Here is an 18,959-nt window from a genome sequence, read left to right as displayed (position 1 = left end):
GGGTGACGGACCTCAAGGGTGCCGCTAGGCGTCTTCAGTGCACCGTGCCGTCGAGCGGCGGGCTCGGGCCCGGGTCAGTGCACCCGCTCTTTAGACGTCGAAGTACAGCTCGAACTCGTGCGGGTGGGGGCGGAGCTGGAGGGGGGCGATCTCGTTGGTGCGCTTGAAGTCGATCCACGTTTCGATCAGGTCGGACGTGAAGACGTCGCCCGCGAGCAGGAACTCGTGGTCGGCTTCCAGGGAGTCCAGGACCGCCGGGAGCGAGGTCGGGACCTGCGGGACACCGGCGTGCTCCTCGGGGGCCAGCTCGTACAGGTCCTTGTCGATCGGCTCGGCCGGCTCGATCTTGTTCTTGACGCCGTCCAGGCCCGCGAGGAGCAGCGCCGAGAAGGCGAGGTACGGGTTGCCGGAGGAGTCGGGCGCGCGGAACTCGACGCGCTTGGCCTTCGGGTTGGAGCCCGTGATCGGGATGCGCATGGCCGCGGAGCGGTTGCGCTGCGAGTAGACCAGGTTGACCGGGGCCTCGAAGCCGGGCACCAGACGGTGGTACGAGTTCACCGTCGGGTTGGTGAAGGCCAGCAGCGACGGGGCGTGCCTGAGGATGCCGCCGATGTAGTAGCGGGCGGTGTCAGAGAGTCCGGCGTAGCCCTGCTCGTCGTAGAACAGCGGGTCGCCGCCGCTCCACAGCGACTGGTGGACGTGCATGCCCGAACCGTTGTCACCGAAGATCGGCTTCGGCATGAACGTCGCGGTCTTGCCGTTGCGCCAGGCGACGTTCTTCACGATGTACTTGAAGAGCTGAAGGTCGTCGGCGGCGGCGAGCAGCGTGTTGAACTTGTAGTTGATCTCAGCCTGGCCCGCCGTGCCCACCTCGTGGTGCTGGCGCTCGACCTTGAGGCCGGCCCGATCCAGCTCCAGGGAGATCTCGGCACGCAGATCGGCGAAGTGGTCGACCGGCGGGACCGGGAAGTAGCCGCCCTTGTAGCGGACCTTGTAACCGCGGTTGTCCTCCAGCGCACCGGTGTTCCAGGCGCCCGCCTCGGAGTCGATGTGGTAGAAGGACTCGTTCGCGCTGGTGGCGAAGCGGACGGAGTCGAAGACGTAGAACTCGGCCTCGGGACCGAAGTACGCGGTGTCCGCGATCCCGGTGGAGGCGAGGTACGCCTCGGCCTTCTTCGCCACGTTGCGCGGGTCACGGGAGTACTGCTCGCCCGTGATCGGGTCGTGGATGAAGAAGTTGATGTTGAGGGTCTTGTCCCGGCGGAACGGGTCCACCCGGGCGGTCGACAGGTCGGCGCGCAGCGCCATGTCGGACTCGTGAATGGCCTGGAAGCCACGGATCGAGGACCCGTCGAAGGCCAGCTCGTCGTCCGGGTCGAACGCCTCGACCGGCACCGTGAAGTGCTGCATCACGCCCGGCAGGTCGCAGAAGCGGACGTCGATGAACTTGACGTCCTCGTCCGCGATGAACTTCTTGGCCTCGTCGGCGTTCTGGAACATCCAGCTCCTCCTACTCCCGACCGTCCTGTCGCCGGGGTGGTAGTTCGTTCGTGCGGCCAGTGCGGTGGCACACGCTGGCTCGACCATAGGTACGGGTGATTTCTCGGGCGTGACCCATTTGTTTCGCAGAAGTTAACCGGTCCGGCTTCCACGGTAGCCCCGACGCACCCCGCCGTCTCCCGGTCGTTCCCGGGCGCAGTACCGTGGACGGGTGGACAACAGGCAAGCAATGGGGTCGTGGCTCTCCGGGCCGCGCGCGGCCATGGAAGAGGCCGGTGCCGACCTCGGACACCGGGGTGAACAGCTCGGTCTGCCGGAGCACGGGCCGGGCTCGATCGCCCGCCCGGGACGGCGGCTGGGCGCGCTCGCCGTGGACTGGGGACTGTGCCTCTTGATCGCATACGGTCTGATCACGGACAGCTACAACCGTGCGGCCCAGGTCTGGGCCCCGATCATCCTCTTCGCGCTGATCCTGCTCACCGTCGGTACGGTCGGCTTCACCCCGGGCAAGCGGCTCTTCGGCCTCCGGGTGGTCGCGCTCGACACCGGCCGTGTCAACCCGCTGCGCGTCCTGCTGCGCACGGTCCTGCTGTTCCTCGCCCTGCCTGCGCTCATCTGGGACCGCGACGGCCGGGGCCTGCACGACCGCCTGGCCCGCACGGTGCAGGTCCGCGTCTGAGGGCGTGCTCCGAAGCGTCCGGGGCCTGGGGCACACGGCTTACGGGTACCGACGGAGCGTGGCTTCGAGCGACGACGAGGGAGCGTGGCTCACGAGCGACGACGAGGGAGCGTTGCTTGCGTCTACGACGGAGCGTTGCTTGCGCCTACGACGAGGGGGGCGCCCGGAGATTCCCGGGCGCCCCCCTCGTCGTAGGCGGTCAGCGGGCCTTCGGGCCGCCCTTCGGCATCCGCATGCCCTTGGGCATCGGGCCCTTCGGCAGCGGCATGTTGCTCATCAGATCGCCCAGGGCGCGCAGCCGGTCGTTGGTGGCGGTCACCTGCGGGCCGGTCAGGACGCGCGGGAACTTCAGCATGGTGGTGCGCAGCTTCTTCAGCGCGACCTGGTCCTCGCCCGTGCCGACGATCAGGTCGTGCACCGGCACGTCCGCCACGATGCGGTTCATCTTCTTCTTCTCGGCGACCAGCAGGCTCTTCACACGGTTCGGGTTGCCCTCGGCCACCAGCACGATGCCGGCCTTGCCGACGGCCCGGTGCACCACGTCCTGGCTGCGGTTCATCGCCACCGCGGGGGTAGTCGTCCAGCCCCGGCCGATGTTGTCGAGGACGGCCGCGGCGGCGCCCGGCTGGCCCTCCATCTGACCGAACGCGGCCCGCTCGGCACGGCGGCCGAAGACGATCGCCGTCGCGAGGAAGGCGAGCAGCACTCCCAGGATGCCGAGATAGAGCGGGTGACCGATCAGGAAGCCGATCGCGAGGAAGACACCGAAGGTGGCGATGCCGACAGCCGCGAGTACAAGACCGATCTTCTTGTCGGCCTTGCGGGTCATCTTGTACGTCAGAGCGATCTGCTTCAGTCGCCCGGTGTTCGCAGCGTCCGCTGCGGTTTCCTTCCTCGCCATGTCACGAAGTCTACGTGGCCCGGCAAGCGCCTTCGACGGCAGTGTCCCGACGGTGACGCCCGGAAGGTGCGGGGCGTCAGGAGCGGGTGGCGGCCTGCTCCAGGACGCGTTGCGCCTCGACCCGGTCCTGGGCGCGGCGGCGGTCCTCCAGGACGGAGGTCCAGGCGTTGCGGCGGGCGGTGCGCTGACCGCCGCTCATCAGCAGGGACTCGACGGCGCGGAGTGCGTCGGTGAAGCTCGGGATGGCGGTGGCGCGAACGGGCGCTGCCTGCATGGAGGTCCCCCCTCGATACGGCTTCGGGAACGGGTGCGCATGGCGTGAGTCCAGGGTCACTGTTTGGTGTTACCAGGGCGTGACCGACCGGTCAAACACCGATGAAGCCTTGATTCGGGGGCCCGAAACGGTGACGCGGCCCCGACACGCGCCTCTCATCTGCGAGGACGGTCGGGGCCGCGACTTACCCGGACTCTACTGGCGGGTAACGGGGTGTGCGCGAACTCATACGACCCCGGATCCCCGCCCCGCGCAAGGGAGGTGACGGTGCCTCAGACCGCCTGGGCGGCGACGAACGCGCCACGCTTCTCGACGGCCATCTGGTACAGCCGCCCGGCACGGTAGGAGGACCGTACCAGCGGCCCCGACATCACGCCCGAGAAGCCGATCTGCTCGGCTTCCTCCTTCAGCTCCACGAACTCCTGCGGCTTGACCCAGCGCTCCACGGGGTGGTGCCGCACGGAAGGACGCAGATACTGCGTGATGGTGACCAGCTCGCAGCCCGCCTCGTGCAGCTGCCGCAGTGCGTCGCTGATCTCCTCGCGGGTCTCGCCCATGCCGAGGATCAGGTTGGACTTGGTGACCAGGCCGTGGTCGCGGGCGTCGGTGATGACCTTCAGGGAGCGCTCGTAGCGGAAGCCGGGACGGATCCGCTTGAAGATCCGCGGCACGGTCTCGACGTTGTGCGCGAAGACCTCGGGGCGCGAGGAGAAGACCTCGGCCAGCTGCTCCGGGACGGCGTTGAAGTCGGGGGCCAGCAGCTCCACCTTCGTACGGCCGCCCTCGCGGTCCGCCGTCTGCCGGTGGATCTGGCGCACGGTCTCGGCGTACAGCCAGGCGCCGCCGTCCGCCAGGTCGTCGCGGGCGACGCCGGTGACGGTGGCGTAGTTCAGGTCCATGGTGACCACGGACTCGCCCACCCGGCGCGGCTCGTCGCGGTCGAGCGCGGCGGGCCTGCCGGTGTCGATCTGGCAGAAGTCGCAGCGCCGGGTGCACTGGTCGCCGCCGATGAGGAACGTCGCCTCGCGGTCCTCCCAGCACTCGTAGATGTTCGGGCAGCCGGCTTCCTGGCAGACCGTGTGCAGACCCTCGCTCTTGACCAGGTTCTGCATCTTCGTGTACTCGGGGCCCATTTTCGCCCGGGTCTTGATCCACTCGGGCTTGCGCTCGATGGGGGTCTGGCTGTTACGGACCTCCAGGCGCAGCATCTTGCGTCCGTCTGGTGCGACTGCGGACACGACCGGCTCCCTAGCGATTGATTCTTCGGCGACTTCAAGGGTACGCCCGTTGATTTGAATGCCCGGCGGTGGTGCCCGCCCTGCTGGGGGCTGCCGCCCCCAGGCCCCCGCTTCGGCCTTGACGGCCTCGTCCTCAAGCGCCGGACGGGCTGTTGGGGCCGGGCTCTGTGGTCATGTGCCGGGCCTTGTCGTCACGTGGTGGGGACTGGGCCAGCCCTAGGCCGCCGGCTTTCGTTCGACTTCGCGGGGCTTGAGGTCCGCGTGCTCCAGGATGTCCCGCAGGTGGCGCTCGACCGTCGGCAGGACCTCCTCGACCGTGATGTCACGGCCCAGCTCCGCGGCGAGCGAGGTGACGCCCGCGTCCCGGATGCCGCACGGGATGATCCGGTCGAACCAGGCGTTGTCCGGGTTCACGTTGAAGGAGAAGCCGTGCATCGTGACGCCCTTGGCGACGCGGATGCCGATCGCGGCGATCTTGCGGTCCTCGCGCCGCTGGCCGGCGTTGGACGGGGCGTACTCCGGGCCGTTGAGGCGGGGGTCGAACTCCTCGTCGTTCAGGCGTGGATCGAAGTCCAGGGAGAGCCCGCCGACCGCCGGGCGCCGTTCGACCGGGTCGCCGAGTACCCACACCCCGCTGCGGCCCTCGACCCGGGTGGTCTCCAGGCCGTACTCCGCGCAGCTGCGGATCAGCGCCTCCTCCAGGCGCCGCACGTGTGCGACGACGTCGACCGGGCGCGGGAGCTTCTGGATCGGGTAGCCGACGAGCTGGCCGGGGCCGTGCCAGGTGATCTTGCCGCCGCGGTCCACGTCGACGACCGGTGTGCCGTCGAGCGGCCGTTCGCTGTCCTCGGTGCGCCGGCCCGCGGTGTAGACGGGCGGGTGCTCCAGCAGCAGAACGGTGTCGGGGACCTCGTCGGCGAACCGCGCCGCGTGCACCCGGCGCTGTTCGTCCCACGCCTCCCGGTACTCGACGGCATCCGCGCCGAACCCCATGCGGACGAACCGCAACTCACTCACGGCAAGCGCCTCCCTAGGGCGAAGGGTGTGTCAGGCACGTAACGCGCCCAAGCCACTGTACGTCCGGCCGTCACGCGTCAGCTTCGCGGTCCCGCCTCACACGATCGAATGAATGAGCGGCGAGATGTGCGAGTCGCTGCTCACTCTCCGCTACATTCGCGCCGTTCATGAGGCCATAAGGGCTGCTCACAGGCAATCCGGGCATGTCGGCCCGGGAGGCAGGAGACCGTACCGCATATGACGGAACGACCCGCGCAGCGCACTCCCAACCGCCAGCTCGCCGCGCTCATCGCGGAAGCGGGGTTCTCCAACGCGGGTCTGGCCCGCCGCGTGGACCAGCTCGGTCTGGAACACGGACTGGACCTCAGATACGACAAGACGTCGGTGACCAGATGGCTTCGGGGGCAGCAGCCGCGGGGCACCACGCCCGCCCTGATCGCGGAGGTCTTCACCCGCAGGCTCGGGCGCCGGCTCACCGCCCAGGACCTCGGCCTCGACGCCTGTGCCCCGGTCTACGCCGGGCTGGAGTTCGCGGCCGGCCCCGAGGAGGCCGTCGACATCGTCAGCGGGCTGTGGCGCAAGGACTCCGGCAGCCACACCGAGCTGCGCAAGATCGCGTTCACCGCGGCGGGGCTCGTGGTGCCCAGCCGGGACTGGCTGATCGGCCGGGCCGACGACCGGGTGGCCCGCAGCGAACCCGCCCCCCGGGTGCCCGCACAGGGCGGCCCTCTGTCGTCGCCGCGGCCCGCGGTCCCCGCCGCGCGGGCGGCGCATGTCCCGCCGCGGCCGCGCGGCCAGGTCGACCGCGGGGTCCCGCACAAGGTCACCGGCGGCGACATCGCCGCGCTGCGCTCCGTCTGCGAGCTGTTCCGGGCCCTCGACCACCAGTACGGCGGCGGCCACGCCAGGCAGGCCCTGGTGCGCTACCTGGAGCACGAGTGCGAGCCGATGCTGCGCGGCGTCTACGGCGAGCAGACCGGCCGCCGGCTGTTCGCCGCGGCGGCCGATCTCACCCGGCTCGTCGGCTGGACGTCGTACGACATCGCCGCGCACGGACTGGCCCAGCGCTACTTCGTGCAGGCGCTGCGGCTCGCCCAGGTGGCGGGGGACCGGGCGTACGGCTCCTATGTGCTGGTCACCATGAGCCGCCAAGCCGTCTACCTCGGGCACGGGCGGGAGGCCGTCCAGCTGGCGCGGGTGGCCCAGCAGGGGGTCGGGACCGGCGCCCCGCCCGTGGTGCAGGCCCTGCTGCACTCCGTCGAGGCGCGTGCGCACGGCGTGCTCGGCGAGGTGCGGGCGTGCACCGGCGCACTGGTGCGGGCCGAGCGTGCGCTGGAGGCGGCCCGGCCCGGTGACGAGGTGCCGCACTGGGCGCGGTTCTTCGACGAGGCGCAGCTCGCCGACGAGTTCGGGCACTGCCACCGGGACCTGCAGCAGTACCGGGCCGCCGCCCAGCACGCCGAACGCTCCCTGCGGCTGAGCGCCCCGGCGTACGCCCGCAGCCGGCTGTTCTGCCGGGTCGTCCTCGCCACCGCCCGCCTCGGCCTCGGCGAACTCGACCAGGCGTGCGCGCTGGGCGCGGAGGCGGCCGGGCAGGCCACGGAGATGCGTTCGGTGCGCGCGCTGGAGTACGTCAGGGACTTCGAGCGGCGGCTGGAGCCGTACAAGGACGCCGCGCCGGTGCGCGGGTACCGCGACAGGGTCGCGGCGCTCGGCTGAACCGGGGGCGCCTGAGGGCTCGGGGGGTTCGGTGGATCGGCGGGTGCGGGTTCGTCGGGGCTGGTCGCGCCGTTCCCCGCGCCCCTTTGGGGCGCTTGGTCGTGCCGTTCCCTGTGGGGGTCAGGCGGCTTTCCGCATCGCGGGCAGCGGGTCCGCGTGGTGCATCGAACCGGCCGCGCCCAGGTCCGCCAGGATCGCCGAGGCGGCGCGGCGGGCGGAGTGCAGCGCGCCCTGGACGGTGCTGGTGTCGCGATGGTCCCCGCACACATACAGGCCCGCCAGCAGCCGCACCGGGCGGCGCAGATCGTGCGGCGGGCGCATCGCGGGCACCGCCTCGGGGGTGTGGTGCACGGCCAGGGTCTCCCAGCGGTGCGTCGAGATGCCGTACAGCCGGGACAGATGCATGCGTACGGCCGTGTCGACGCCCTCCGGGGGAGCGCCCAGGACCGTCGAGGAGACCAGGGCACGGCCCGCGGGCGCCCGGCTCGGGTCGACCTCGCTGACGACCGCGGTGTGCGCGACCGGGCCGCCGCGGTCGGCGTCGAGCAGCAGCGAGGCGCCCGTCGCCGGCGGCTCGTCCGTCGTGTGGTGCACCACGGTCACCGGGTGGAAGTCCGGCACCCGCAGGCCCGGCAGCAGTTCGGCGGCGGCGCGCGCGTCGGTCGCCAGCAGGACCGCACGGCAGCGGATCTCGCCGTGTTCGGCGGTGGTCACCGAGGTGGTGGAGACGGAGGTGACCCGGACCCCGGTGTGCACGGTGCCCGGCGGCAGCGCGCCGGCCAGCAGCTCCGGCAGCGCCTCGGCGCCGCCCTCCGGCAGGCACAGCCGGCCACCGACGAACGAGCGCAGCGCGAGGTCGGCGCACCGGCTGGACGTGGCCAGCTCCGGGTCGCACAGCAGGGCGGCGAGCAGCGGGCGCAGAAAGCCGTCGACCGTGCGGGCGGGCATGCCGCGGACCACGAGGGCCTGGGCGGCGGGGAGTTCGGGGCGGGCCAGTAAACGCTCGACGGGGGTCGTGGCGATCCGGCCGAGCAGGGCGCGCAGCCGCAGGGGTGCGCCGATGTCGAGGGAGCGGGCGCCCGCCCGTGCGGAGGGCGCGGCCGAGCCTCTGGGGGCGCCCGCCAAGGCGCGCACGGCATGGAGTGCGCCCCTTGTGCTCCCCGCGCCCGCCGGGGCGCCCGCGCGTTGCCGGCGCCCGTCGTGGTGCAGCAGCAGGCCGGGCGCGAAGGTGCGCAGGACGAGGGCGTCGAGCCCGGGCGTCAGGCGCAGTTCGGGATACGACGTGGACAGGAGCCGTCCGATCCGGTCGAGCCGGAAACCGTCGACCTTCTCCGTCGACATACGGCCGCCGACGCAGGGGGCGGCTTCCAGGACCGCGGTCGTCACACCTGCGCTGGTGAGGCGATGGGCCGCCGACAGGCCGGCGACCCCGGCGCCCACTACGACGACGTCCGCCTGGTACACGGGCTCAAGCACGAGGCTCCTCCTCGACGTTACGCGGCCGGTGGGGGCCTCGTGCCCCGACAGGCAGCAGGAATACCCGAGTTCGGGTCGAGGGTAGGGCCGTGATGGGTCAAGAACAGTCGCGCATCGACAGGGCACGGTCGCACGACGGTCGCATACGGTCACAGGAGTTCATCAGGCGGCGCGGATCGCGTCCTCGACCCCGGGGAACGCAAAGACGAACCCCGACTCCAGCAGCCGCCTGGGCACCGCCCGCTGACTGCCCAGCACATCCCCGGCCAGCTCGCCCAGCACCGTCCGCAGCACGGGAGCCGGCACGGCGAAGAGCGTCGGCCGGTGCAGCACCCGGCCCATGGCCGCGGTGATCTCACGGTTCGTCACCGGCCGCGGAGCGGTCAGATTCACCGGGCCGGACAGTTCCTCGGTGTCGATGAGATGACGCAGCGCGGCGACCGTGTCATGCAGCGCGATGAACGACCAGTACTGCCGCCCGTCGCCCAGCCGCCCCCCGAGCCCGGCCCGGAACAGCGGGAACAGCCGCCCGAAGGCACCGCCCCGGCGGCTCACCACCAGCCCGGTGCGCGCGTGCACCGTCCGGATCCCGGCCTGCCGCGCGGGCCCCGTCGCCGCCTCCCACGCCACGCACAGGGACGGCAGGAAACCGTCTCCCGGCGGCGCCCCCTCGTCCACGACCCGGTTCCCGGTCGTGCCGTAGTAGCCGATCGCGCTGCCGTTCACGAACACCCGCGGCGGCTCCTCCAACGCCGCGACGGCCTGCGCCAGCGTCTCCGTGCCCAGCACCCGGCTGTCCCGGATCCGCCGCTTGTAGGCGTCCGTCCACCGGTGGTCGCCCACCCCGGCGCCCGCCAGGTTGACCACGGCGGCGCAGCCGGCCAGCCCGGCCGCGTCCACAGACCGCCGCTCCGGGTCCCAGCGGACCTCGCCGGGACCGGCGGGCGCGCGCCGGACCAGCCGCACCACCTCGTGTCCGTCGGCCGTCAGGGACCGGACCAGGGCGGCGCCGATGAGACCGGAGGCCCCGGCCACCGCGATGCGCGAACGTTCCATACCCCCATCCTGCCCGGTGCCGCCGCGAAACCCGGGGCGGCCTGCCGTCTTCCCGGCCTACAGTGACCGCCATGTCCGAACCGTACATACGCCGTGCCACCCCCGAGGACGAGGAGGCGCTGAGCCTTCTCGACCGGGCCACCTGGTCGCCGCTGCACGCCGTGCAGCCGAGGCCCCGGCCGCCCTACCCGCCGTTCTTCACCGAGCGCTGCGGACCCGAGGACCATCTCGTCGCGGAACTCGACGGCGTCCTCGTCGGCTACATCCGGCTCGCCCTGCCCACCGAGCTGGCCTGCAACGCGCACGTCCGCCAGATCCAGGGGCTGGCCGTCGCCGACACGGCGCGCGGTGCCGGCATCGGCCGGGCGCTGCTGCGGGCGGTGCAGGACGAGGCGCGGCGGCGCGGCGCCCGCCGCATCACCCTGCGCGTCCTCGGGCACAACACGCCCGCCCGGCGGCTCTACGAGTCCGAGGGCTTCGCCGTCGAAGGGGTACTGCCCGCGGAGTTCCTGCTGGCCGGCGAGTACGTCGACGACGTGTTCATGGGCCGCCCACTATGAGCCTCACGAGCTGCCCGGGTCGCCTGTGCTCTCGGTGTCGTGGGGGTTTCGTGAGCTGTCCGGGTCGCCCGCTGTGAGCCTCGTGAGCTGTCCGGGTCGCCTGTGCTCTCGGTGTCGTGGGGGTTTCGTGAGCTGTCCGGGTCGCCCGCTGTGAGCCTCGTGAGCTGCCCGGGTCGCCTGTGCTCTCGGTGTCGTCGGGGTCTCGTGAACTGACCGGGTCGCCCGTGCTCTCGGTGTCGTCGGGGTCTCATGAGCTGCCCGGGTCGCCCGTGCCCCGGTGTCGTCGGGGTCTCATGAGCTGACCAGAGCGCCCGTGCTCACCGGCGTCGTCGCGGTCGCCGCGCGCCGGGCGTCGCCCGCCACCTCGCCCGCCGTCAGGACGTAACCCGTCTCGGCGTCCGAGGTGGAGCGCGCGAAGACCACGCCGAAGACCCGGCCGTCGGTGGTCAGCAGCGGACCGCCGGAGTTGCCGGGGCGCACCGTCGAGCGGATCGAGTAGATCTCACGGGTGACCGTGGCGTCGTTGTAGATGTTCTGGCCCGTCGCCCGGATCCGGTTCGCCACCGTGGCCGCCTGGAGGTCCAGGCCGCCGTCCTGCGGATAGCCCGCGACCACCGCCGGCTCGCCGCGCCGCGCGCCGTCGTCGAAGTTCAGCGCGGGCGCGCTCAGCCGCGGCACGTACAGCACCGCCACGTCCTTCTGCGGGTCGAACAGCACCACCCGGGAGGTGTACACCCGCCCGACGCCGCCCACCCGCACGCTCGGGTTGTCGATGCCCGCCACCACATGCGCGTTCGTCATCACATGCCGCGGCGCATACACGAATCCGCTGCCCTCGCGGCCCTGGGTGCCCGAGACACCCTCGATCTTCACCGTGCTCGTCCGCGCCGCGTTCAGGGCGCCGGCCGTGACGCTGTCGCCGGACGGCCGGGCGACCTCGGCCGTCGACTCGTTCTCGAACGGGTTGAACACCTGGGGGAAGCCCGCCTCGGTCAGCGCGGACGTGGCACGGGAGAACCACGCGGGCGTGGTGTCCGGCATCGCGTTCTGCACCGCGCCCAGCACCGCCGAGTTCCGGATCGCGGACGTCACCAGCGGCGACGACGACGCGCCCAGCACGCTCGCCGCCACCCACGCCACGATCAGCACGGCCGCCGCGTTGGCCGCCGCGCCGCCCAGCCCGTCGGCCGCCCGCAACGGCCCCCGGTCCAGTTCGCGCCGCAGCCGCAGCGCCAGCCGCCCCGCCAGTTCGTGCCCCACCGCCGCCGGCACGAGCACCGTCAGCACGGCGGTCACCGTCGCCGCGGTCGTCCCACGGGTGACCAGGTCCATCACCCACGGCAGGATCCACACCCCGACGATCGCGCCGCCCACGAAACCGGCCAGCGAGACACAGCCCGCCACCAGCCCGCGCCGGTAGCCGGACGCCGCGTACATGAGAACCACCAGCACAAGCAGCACATCGAGCAGGTCCACGGAGCCGCCTTTCTCTCGGACCCCTTATACGGGCGGAACGCTCCCGGTGATCAGTCCCGCGCCGGGGACGGACCTGAACCCGCCACGTGCGCGTGTACCCACAAAAACGCCCCGGACCGGGACGATGGTTCCACCGGGTGGCACAGCACACATCGCGGGCGTGCCGTGAGCGACCCACAGTGAGGATCATGTGGGTCATCAAAAGAACGCGGGAGCGGGCGCGGTGGCGGACGCGGCGCCGCGGCGGGCGCCGCGTGCCCCGGACGGTCCTGGCGCTCGCCGCCTGTCTGCCCGGCGTCGCCGCCGGCCTCACACTGCTGCTGTGCGCCCGCGGCGTGCAGAGCCCCGTGGCGCTGCCACGGCCCGCGGCGCCGCGCAGCGCATCGCCCTACCAGGCCGCCCAGCCCGTCATCCTGCCGCGCTCCGCCTGGCTGGACGCCACCGTGCGTCGCACCCAGCCGCCCCCGCGCTACGACGACGCGGTCGTCGCCGTCTTCGTCCACCACACCGACTCGCCCAACGACTACACCTGCGCCAAGACGCCCGAGGTCATCCGCCGCCTGTACGCGGGCCAGACCACCGGCCGCCACTGGGACGACATCGGCTACAACTTCCTCGTCGACCGCTGCGGCACCATCTACGAGGGCCGGGCGGGCGGCATCGAACGCGCCGTCACCGGCGCCCACGCCCAGGGCTTCAATCACCGCACCGCCGGCATCGCCGCCATCGGCACCTTCACCGCAGGCATCCCCGTGCCGCGCGCCATGACCGACGCGATCGCCGCCCTGACCGCCTGGAAGCTGGGTCTGGCAGGCGTCGATCCACGGGCCGTCACCCGCCTGGTGTCCAGCAACGCCCGCAGCCGCTATCCGGTCGGTGCCGTCGCCGCCCTGCCGGCCGTCTCCGGCCATGACGCCGGGTTCCCGACCAACTGCCCCGGCGCGGCCCTGACGGCCAGGCTGCCCGACATCAGGAACACGGCGGCGCGCCTGCAAGGGCGGCGATGAGGCCGGCGCACAGGAACACCACAGCCGCCGCGCAGCCTCCGCAGAGCCGCCCGCCCTACGGTCGTGGACGACAGCAGCCGACCGAAGGCAGGGATCATGCACAGCAGCGGTACGGGGGTCACCCCAAGCACGGGGACCACGGCAAGCAGGGGAAACGCGGGAGCCGCGCAGGTGGTGCGGCAGCCCGGCAAGGCGGCCCCCGGTCGCGGCCGGCCGGTCCATGGCCTGTGGACGGTCGTGTGTGTCGTCGGCGCCGTGCTGCTCGGGCCGGCCGCCGCCACCGCGTCCGCCCTCGACCAGGCCAACAAGGCGCCCCTGCACCTGGCCGTGCGGACCGAGCAGCCGCAGGCCTGTCTGCCCATGGACACCGGCCGCAGGCGCGGCGCGGTCTGACCCGGTCACCGGCTCACCCCCGGAACCGGCCCCACAGCTTCGGATACCGCTGCGCGAGGACCCGCTCGTTCTCGAAGTCGAGCGGTGTGCCCTCCGGCTCTGCGGGCGCCGGCGCCACCCCCAGGTCCGGGGCCACGGTGCCGGTGAGCTGCTCGTACGCCTCGTCCGCCGCGTAGCCCAGCTCCTCGCCGTCGCCGTCGATCTCCTCGTCGAAGTCCTCCAGCAGATCGGCCAGCGAGTCCGGGTCGTGCAGGGCGCCCTCGAAGACGTCCCGGCCCTGCCCGATCAGCCAGCAGCGGAAGAAGTCGAACGCGTCGTCGCTCGCCCCGTCCAGCAGCACCCAGGCCGCGCCCCACAGATCCCAGCGGTAGGCACGGTTGTAGCGGGACTCGAAGTGACGGGCGAAGTCCAGCACCGCCTCCGGGTCGAGTTGGCCCAGCCGCTCCACGAGCAGGTCAGCCTGGTCCTCCGGGTCGCCCTCGGCGGCCTCGCGGGCGGCGTCCACCAGCTCCCAGAACTCCATCTCGTCCATCACGGGTCCAGCATCGGGCCTGCGCGGGCGGGACGCACGCGGAGTGCGCGCGGGACCGTCAGCCGCGGTACAGCAGGGCGAGCCGGGCGGCGTCCCGCGCGAACCGGTCCCGCAGCGCCGCGGGCGCCAGCACCTCCACCTCCGGGCCGAGCGCGGTGAGCTGCGCGTGCGCGACCTCCTCGGACTCCACCGGCAGGGTCGCCGTCACCCAGCCCCGTGCGTCCGCTTCGCCCGCGGACCGCAGCGCCTCCCGCGCGCAGAGCGGATCGACGGCGTGCCCGAGCCGCCGCACCCCCTGCGCGGACAGCCGTACGACGACCTCGGTGCGCAGCAGCGACCGGGCGAACCGCTCCGCCTGTGCCGCCCAGAAGCCGGGCAGGTCGAACTCCTCGTCCCGGGCGAAGCGGGGGCCAGGGCCGCCGACGGCCGTGAACCGGTCCACCCGGTACGTCCGGAACGCGTCCGCGTCCGGCACCCGCGCGCACAGATACCAGGCGCCGGCCTTCAGCACCAGCCCGTACGGCTCCAGCGTGCGCTCCACCTCGGCCTCGCCGCGGCGGTAGCGGGCCGTGAGACAGCGGTCGTCCCAGACCGCCTCGGCGACCGCGGGCAGCAGTTCCGGCGTCTCCGGCTCCCGGAACCAGCCGGGCGCGTCCAGATGGAACCGCTGCGCGGCCGTCCGCGGCGCGTCCCGCACAGAGGGCAGCAGCGCGGCGGACACCTTCAGCCGCGCCGCCGAGGCCGCGTCCTCAAGTCCCATGTCGCGCAGCGCCCCCGGCACCCCGCTCAGGAACAGCGCCTCGGCCTCGCCGCGCGCCAGCCCCGTCAGCCGCGTACGGTACCCGCCGATCAGCCGGTAGCCGCCGGCCCGCCCCCGGTCCGCGTACACCGGAACCCCCGCCTCCGACAGGGCCTGCGCGTCCCGGGTGACGGTCCGCTCCGACACCTCCAGTTCCTTGGCGAGTTCGGCGGCGGTCATCGAGGGCCGGGACTGCAACAGCAGCACCATCTTGATCAGCCGAGCAGCACGCATCCCCCCATGATGCCGCCCCCCTCTGACAACGGGGCCCACCAGGCCGTACGGGCCGCGCCCCCGGTGACGGCCCCCGGTGCGGCGGGGGCCGTCACCGGGGGCACGGTGACCGGGTGTTCGGTGTTCGGTGTTTCTACAGCCCGTACCGCTCGCGGGCCTCCTTCACCGAGGTGGTCTTCACCTCGCCGCGCCGGGCGAGGTGGGCCAGCGCCGCGACGACGATCGACTCCGCGTCGACGCCGAAGTGGCGGCGGGCGGCCGGGCGGGTGTCCGACAGACCGAAGCCGTCGGTGCCCAGCGAGGAGTAGTCCTGCTCCACCCACTGCGCGATCTGGTCCGGCACCTGACGCATGTAGTCGGAGACAGCGAGCACCGGGCCCTCGGCGCCCTGGAGCGCCCGACGGACGTACGGCACCCGGTCCTCGCCGCGCAGCAGCGCCGCGTCGGCCTCCATCGCGTCCCGCCGCAGCTCCGTCCAGGACGTCGCCGACCAGACGTCGGCCGCCACCCCCCACTCCTCGGCGAGCAGCTTCTGCGCGGCCAGCGCCCAGTGGATGGCCGTACCGGAACCCAGCAGCTGGATCCGCGGGGCGTTGGCGGTGGGGGCGAGCCCCGCCGACTCCGCCGTGTTGAAGCGGTACAGGCCCTTGACGATGCCCTCGTCGATACCGGCCGTCGACGGCTTGGCCGGCTGCGGCAGCGGCTCGTTGTAGACGGTCAGGTAGTAGAAGACGTTCGAGTCCTCGCCCGGCGCGGCCTGGCCGTACATCCGGCGAAGGCCGTCCTTGACGATGGTCGCGATCTCGTACGCGAACGCCGGGTCGTACGTCAGCGCCGCCGGGTTGGTCGCGGCGATGACGGGGGAGTGGCCGTCGGCGTGCTGCAGGCCCTCACCGGTCAGCGTGGTACGGCCGGCCGTGGCGCCGACCAGGAAGCCGCGGCCGAGCTGGTCGCCGAGCTGCCACATCTGGTCGGCCGTGCGCTGCCAGCCGAACATCGAGTAGAAGATGTAGAAGGGGATCATCGCCTCGCCGTGCGTCGCGTACGACGTCGAAGCGGCGATGAAGTCGGCCATCGAACCGGCCTCGGTGATCCCCTCGTTGAGGATCTGGCCGTTCTTGGCCTCCTTGTAGTACATCAGCTGGTCGCGGTCGACCGGCTCGTACGTCTGGCCCTTGGGCGAGTAGATGCCGAGCGACGGGAACAGCGACTCCATGCCGAAGGTGCGCGCCTCGTCCGGCACGATCGGCACCCAGCGCCTGCCGGTCTCCTTGTCGCGGACCAGGTCCTTGACCAGCCGGACGAACGCCATGGTGGTCGCCACGCTCTGCGTACCGGAGCCCTTGTCGAAGGCGGCGAAGGACTTGTCGGCGGGCGCGGGCAGCGGGGCGAGCGGGTGCACGCGGCGGGCCGGGGCCGGGCCGCCGAGCGCCGCGCGCCGCTCCTGGAGGTAGCGCACCTCGGGGGAGTCGGCGCCCGGGTGGCCGTAGGGCACCTGGCCGTCGGCGAAGGCGCTGTCCGGGATCGGCAGCTCCAGCAGGTCGCGCATCGCCTTGAACTCGTCCACCGTCAGCTTCTTCATCTGGTGGTTGGCGTTCTTCGACGCGAAGCCCTCGCCGAGGGTGAAGCCCTTGACGGTCTGGGCCAGGATGACGGTCGGAGCGCCCTTGTGCGCGAGGGCGGCCCGGTAGGCCGCGTAGACCTTGCGGGCCTCGTGACCACCGCGGGAGAGGTGGAAACACTCCGTGATCTTGTCGTCGCTCAGCAGCTTCGCCATCTCGACGAGCGCCGGGTCCTTGCCGAAGAAGTCCTCGCGGATGTAGGCGGCGTTGCGGGTCTGGTACGTCTGGACCTGCGCGTCCGGTACCTCGCGCAGCCTGCGTACCAGCGCGCCGGTGGTGTCGAGGGCGAACAGCTCGTCCCAGGCCGAACCCCACAGCGACTTGACGACATTCCAGCCGGCGCCGCGGAACTGGGCCTCCAGCTCCTGCACGATCTTGAAGTTGGCGCGCACCGGACCGTCGAGGCGCTGCAGGTTGCAGTTGATGACGAAGGTGAGGTTGTCCAGCCCCTCACGCGCCGCCAGCGCGAGCGCCGCCGTCGACTCGGGCTCGTCCATCTCGCCGTCGCCGAGGAAGGCCCAGACGTGGGACGCGGCGACGTCCTTGATGCCGCGCGCCGTCAGATACCGGTTGAAGCGCGCCTGGTAGATCGCCGACAGCGGGCCGAGGCCCATCGACACCGTCGGGAACTCCCACAGCCAGGGCAGGCGGCGCGGGTGCGGGTAGGACGGCAGACCGTTGCCGCCGGCCTCCTGGCGGAAGTTGTCGAGCTGCGTCTCGTCGAGCCGGCCGTCGAGGAAGGCGCGGGCGTAGATGCCGGGGGAGGCGTGGCCCTGGATGTACAGCTGGTCGCCGGAGCCATCGCCCTCCTTGCCGTGGAAGAAGTGGTTGAAGCCGATCTCGTACAGCCAGGCGGCGGAGGCGAAGGTGGCGATATGGCCGCCGACGCCCTGTTTGCTGCCCCGGGTCACCATCGCCGCCGCGTTCCAGCGGTTCCAGGCGGTGATCCGCGCCTCCATGGCCCCGTCGCCGGGTACGGCCGGCTCGGCGGCGGTGGGGATGGTGTTGACGTGGTCGGTTTCGAGGAGCTTCGGCAGCGCGACACCGGCCGCCTCGGCGCGCTCCAGCGTGCGGCGCATCAGATACGCGGCACGGTGCGGCCCGGCCTCCCTGGCGACGGCGTCGAGCGAGGCACGCCACTCGGCGGTCTCCTCGGGGTCGCGGTCCGGGAGCTGGTCGAGCGCGCTCGGCTGGATGGCGTGGGGGTCGGTCATGTCGCCGCCTTCCTCAGTCGAAGGGGGTTCCCTCAGCGGTAAGAGTTCAGGGGTGCCCTTGGTCTTTGGCAGGACAGGGCGTGGACTCGGGTGGTAGTCCGTCGGCGACTGTAACTCCCTGATCGATGATCGATCAAAGGGTTGACGGGCAAAACCTCTCGATTCCGAGAAACTCGGCACGGGGTGCCTCCGGCGGTGGCACCGGGTGACGGCGGTTTGTCGGTGTTGTCGCAGGTGGAGCGGCGTTTGGGCAAGGGGTGTTGAGGGTGGGGGCGAGGGCGGGGCCGGGCTGTGGTCTGTGTCCGGGGGATGTGGAGTGCGAGTTCCGGGCCGTAGCGGGTTGCGGGTTCTGGGTTGTGGTTGCGCGTCGCGGCGGGCCGCGGGGGATCGGGTTGCGGTGCTGGTTCTAGGGTCTCGGGGCGCAGCCCAGGACGTGGGCCTTCACCAGTTCCGCGATGAGCGGGTCCCGGGTCTTGAACGCGGCCACCAGATCCTCGTGTTCCTCGGCGTAGGACTGCTGCACGGTGCCCAGCCAGCGGATCGACAGCGCCGTGAACACCTCGATGCCCAGGCCCTCCCATGTGTGCAGGAGCACCGAGTTGCCCGCCGCGCGGACCAGCTCGCGGTGGAAGGCCACGGTGTGCCGCACCTGGGCCGTGCCGTCGGACCTGCGGTCGGCCTCGTACAGGGCGGCGACATGCGGCTCTAGCGCCGAGCAGTCCCGGGCCAGCCGCTCGGCCGCCAGCTCCGCCGCGATGGCCTCGAGACCGGCCCGCACCGGGTAGCTCTCCTCCAGGTCGGCGGCCGTCAAATTGCGCACGCGTACGCCCTTGTTCGGCGCCGACTCGATCAGCCGCAGCGACTCCAGCTCCCGCAGGGCCTCCCGTACGGGGGTCTGGCTGACCTCCAGCTCGGTCGCGATCCGCCGCTCCACGATCCGCTCGCCCGGCTTCCAGCGCCCGCTGACGATTCCCTCCACGATGTGCTCGCGGATCTGTTCGCGCAGCGAGTGGACGACGGGCGCGGTCATGACGGCTCCTTAGGGAGGGGCCGCGCATCGGCCCCCGGGGGCATTGACGTTTAGACAATACGGCCGGTTCGCTCCGCGGGTAGGGCGTGTGGGGGCGCTTTCGCGCAGGTGAGACGAGACTTACAGTCTGGTTTCGGCCCGGTTGCGCAGTTCCTTGTGCCCCTTGGGGTGGGTGGTGCGGGGGATATGACGGGGCCCCCGCCCGAGAGGTCGGGCGGGGGCGAAGGGCGGG

17 protein-coding genes are annotated in these 18,959 nt (G+C 72.1%); 5 read left to right on the top strand and 12 right to left on the bottom strand.

The window, feature by feature from the left end; translation table 11 throughout:
* Positions 1-90: 90 nt before the first annotated feature.
* Positions 91-1,500 carry a type I glutamate--ammonia ligase gene (gene glnA / locus ABT245_RS04555; protein ID WP_351728472.1) on the bottom strand — a complete coding sequence of 470 codons (1,410 nt, stop codon included), beginning with the start codon at positions 1,498-1,500 and terminating at the stop codon, positions 91-93.
* A 211-nt stretch (positions 1,501-1,711) separates the two neighbouring features.
* Here glnA and ABT245_RS04550 point away from each other — a divergent pair, with 211 nt between their 5' ends.
* Positions 1,712-2,179, top strand: coding sequence for an RDD family protein (locus ABT245_RS04550; RefSeq protein WP_351728469.1), 468 nt, complete (start codon positions 1,712-1,714; stop codon positions 2,177-2,179).
* Between the two features lie 199 nt (positions 2,180-2,378).
* On the opposite strand, the gene ABT245_RS04545 is transcribed toward ABT245_RS04550, so the two are convergent.
* From ABT245_RS04545 to lipB, 4 genes are all read right to left on the bottom strand, one after another.
* Positions 2,379-3,080, bottom strand: a complete 702-nt coding sequence (locus tag ABT245_RS04545; protein ID WP_351728467.1) for a DUF4191 domain-containing protein — start codon at positions 3,078-3,080, stop codon at positions 2,379-2,381.
* Positions 3,081-3,156: 76 nt separating this feature from the next.
* Positions 3,157-3,354 carry an SCO2195 family GlnR-regulated protein gene (locus ABT245_RS04540; RefSeq protein ID WP_351728464.1) on the bottom strand — a complete coding sequence of 66 codons (198 nt, stop codon included), beginning with the start codon at positions 3,352-3,354 and terminating at the stop codon, positions 3,157-3,159.
* A 272-nt stretch (positions 3,355-3,626) separates the two neighbouring features.
* On the bottom strand, positions 3,627-4,592 hold the full coding sequence (gene lipA / locus ABT245_RS04535; protein WP_351728462.1) for a lipoyl synthase: 966 nt from the start codon (positions 4,590-4,592) through the stop codon (positions 3,627-3,629).
* Between the two features lie 216 nt (positions 4,593-4,808).
* Entirely contained in the window at positions 4,809-5,609 is an 801-nt protein-coding gene (lipB, locus tag ABT245_RS04530; RefSeq protein WP_351728459.1) for a lipoyl(octanoyl) transferase LipB, read from the bottom strand.
* Positions 5,610-5,846: 237 nt separating this feature from the next.
* Here lipB and ABT245_RS04525 point away from each other — a divergent pair, with 237 nt between their 5' ends.
* Positions 5,847-7,328, top strand: coding sequence for an NsdA family TPR-like regulatory protein (locus ABT245_RS04525; RefSeq protein WP_351728457.1), 1,482 nt, complete (start codon positions 5,847-5,849; stop codon positions 7,326-7,328).
* Between the two features lie 120 nt (positions 7,329-7,448).
* Here the strand turns inward: ABT245_RS04525 and ABT245_RS04520 are convergent, their stop codons facing one another.
* On the bottom strand, positions 7,449-8,804 hold the full coding sequence (locus tag ABT245_RS04520; RefSeq protein WP_351728454.1) for an NAD(P)/FAD-dependent oxidoreductase: 1,356 nt from the start codon (positions 8,802-8,804) through the stop codon (positions 7,449-7,451).
* Between the two features lie 162 nt (positions 8,805-8,966).
* The gene (locus tag ABT245_RS04515) at positions 8,967-9,860 is read right to left on the bottom strand and encodes a TIGR01777 family oxidoreductase (protein ID WP_351728451.1); all 894 of its coding nucleotides are present in this window, start codon (positions 9,858-9,860) and stop codon (positions 8,967-8,969) included.
* A 71-nt stretch (positions 9,861-9,931) separates the two neighbouring features.
* On the opposite strand from ABT245_RS04515, the gene ABT245_RS04510 reads away from it, so the two are divergent.
* Positions 9,932-10,420, top strand: coding sequence for a GNAT family N-acetyltransferase (locus tag ABT245_RS04510; protein ID WP_351728449.1), 489 nt, complete (start codon positions 9,932-9,934; stop codon positions 10,418-10,420).
* A 291-nt stretch (positions 10,421-10,711) separates the two neighbouring features.
* Here ABT245_RS04510 and ABT245_RS04505 read toward each other — a convergent pair whose 3' ends face one another.
* A complete protein-coding gene (locus ABT245_RS04505; RefSeq protein ID WP_351728447.1) occupies positions 10,712-11,896 on the bottom strand; it encodes a MarP family serine protease in 1,185 nt (394 codons plus the stop codon).
* 254 nt (positions 11,897-12,150) lie between these two features.
* Between ABT245_RS04505 and ABT245_RS04500 the strand changes: the two genes are divergently transcribed.
* Both ABT245_RS04500 and ABT245_RS04495 read left to right on the top strand, forming a co-directional pair.
* Entirely contained in the window at positions 12,151-12,903 is a 753-nt protein-coding gene (locus ABT245_RS04500) for a peptidoglycan recognition protein family protein (RefSeq protein WP_351728445.1), read from the top strand.
* Between the two features lie 171 nt (positions 12,904-13,074).
* Positions 13,075-13,296, top strand: a complete 222-nt coding sequence (locus tag ABT245_RS04495) for a hypothetical protein (protein WP_351728442.1) — start codon at positions 13,075-13,077, stop codon at positions 13,294-13,296.
* Between the two features lie 13 nt (positions 13,297-13,309).
* On the opposite strand, the gene ABT245_RS04490 is transcribed toward ABT245_RS04495, so the two are convergent.
* The 4 genes from ABT245_RS04490 to ABT245_RS04475 form a co-directional block, all read right to left on the bottom strand.
* Positions 13,310-13,831: a DUF4240 domain-containing protein gene (locus tag ABT245_RS04490; RefSeq protein ID WP_351728440.1), complete on the bottom strand. Its 522-nt coding sequence runs from the start codon at positions 13,829-13,831 to the stop codon at positions 13,310-13,312.
* Positions 13,832-13,886: 55 nt separating this feature from the next.
* Positions 13,887-14,861, bottom strand: a complete 975-nt coding sequence (locus tag ABT245_RS04485; RefSeq protein ID WP_351728438.1) for a helix-turn-helix transcriptional regulator — start codon at positions 14,859-14,861, stop codon at positions 13,887-13,889.
* 133 nt (positions 14,862-14,994) lie between these two features.
* Positions 14,995-17,697: a pyruvate dehydrogenase (acetyl-transferring), homodimeric type gene (gene aceE, locus ABT245_RS04480; protein ID WP_351728435.1), complete on the bottom strand. Its 2,703-nt coding sequence runs from the start codon at positions 17,695-17,697 to the stop codon at positions 14,995-14,997.
* A 406-nt stretch (positions 17,698-18,103) separates the two neighbouring features.
* Positions 18,104-18,727 carry a GntR family transcriptional regulator gene (locus ABT245_RS04475; protein WP_351728433.1) on the bottom strand — a complete coding sequence of 208 codons (624 nt, stop codon included), beginning with the start codon at positions 18,725-18,727 and terminating at the stop codon, positions 18,104-18,106.
* Positions 18,728-18,959: the final 232 nt, after the last annotated feature.

Source organism: Streptomyces sp. NPDC001508 (assembly GCF_040298665.1).
In the GTDB taxonomy this organism is placed as follows: domain Bacteria; phylum Actinomycetota; class Actinomycetes; order Streptomycetales; family Streptomycetaceae; genus Streptomyces.
This window is presented reverse-complemented; position numbering and strand designations above follow the sequence as displayed.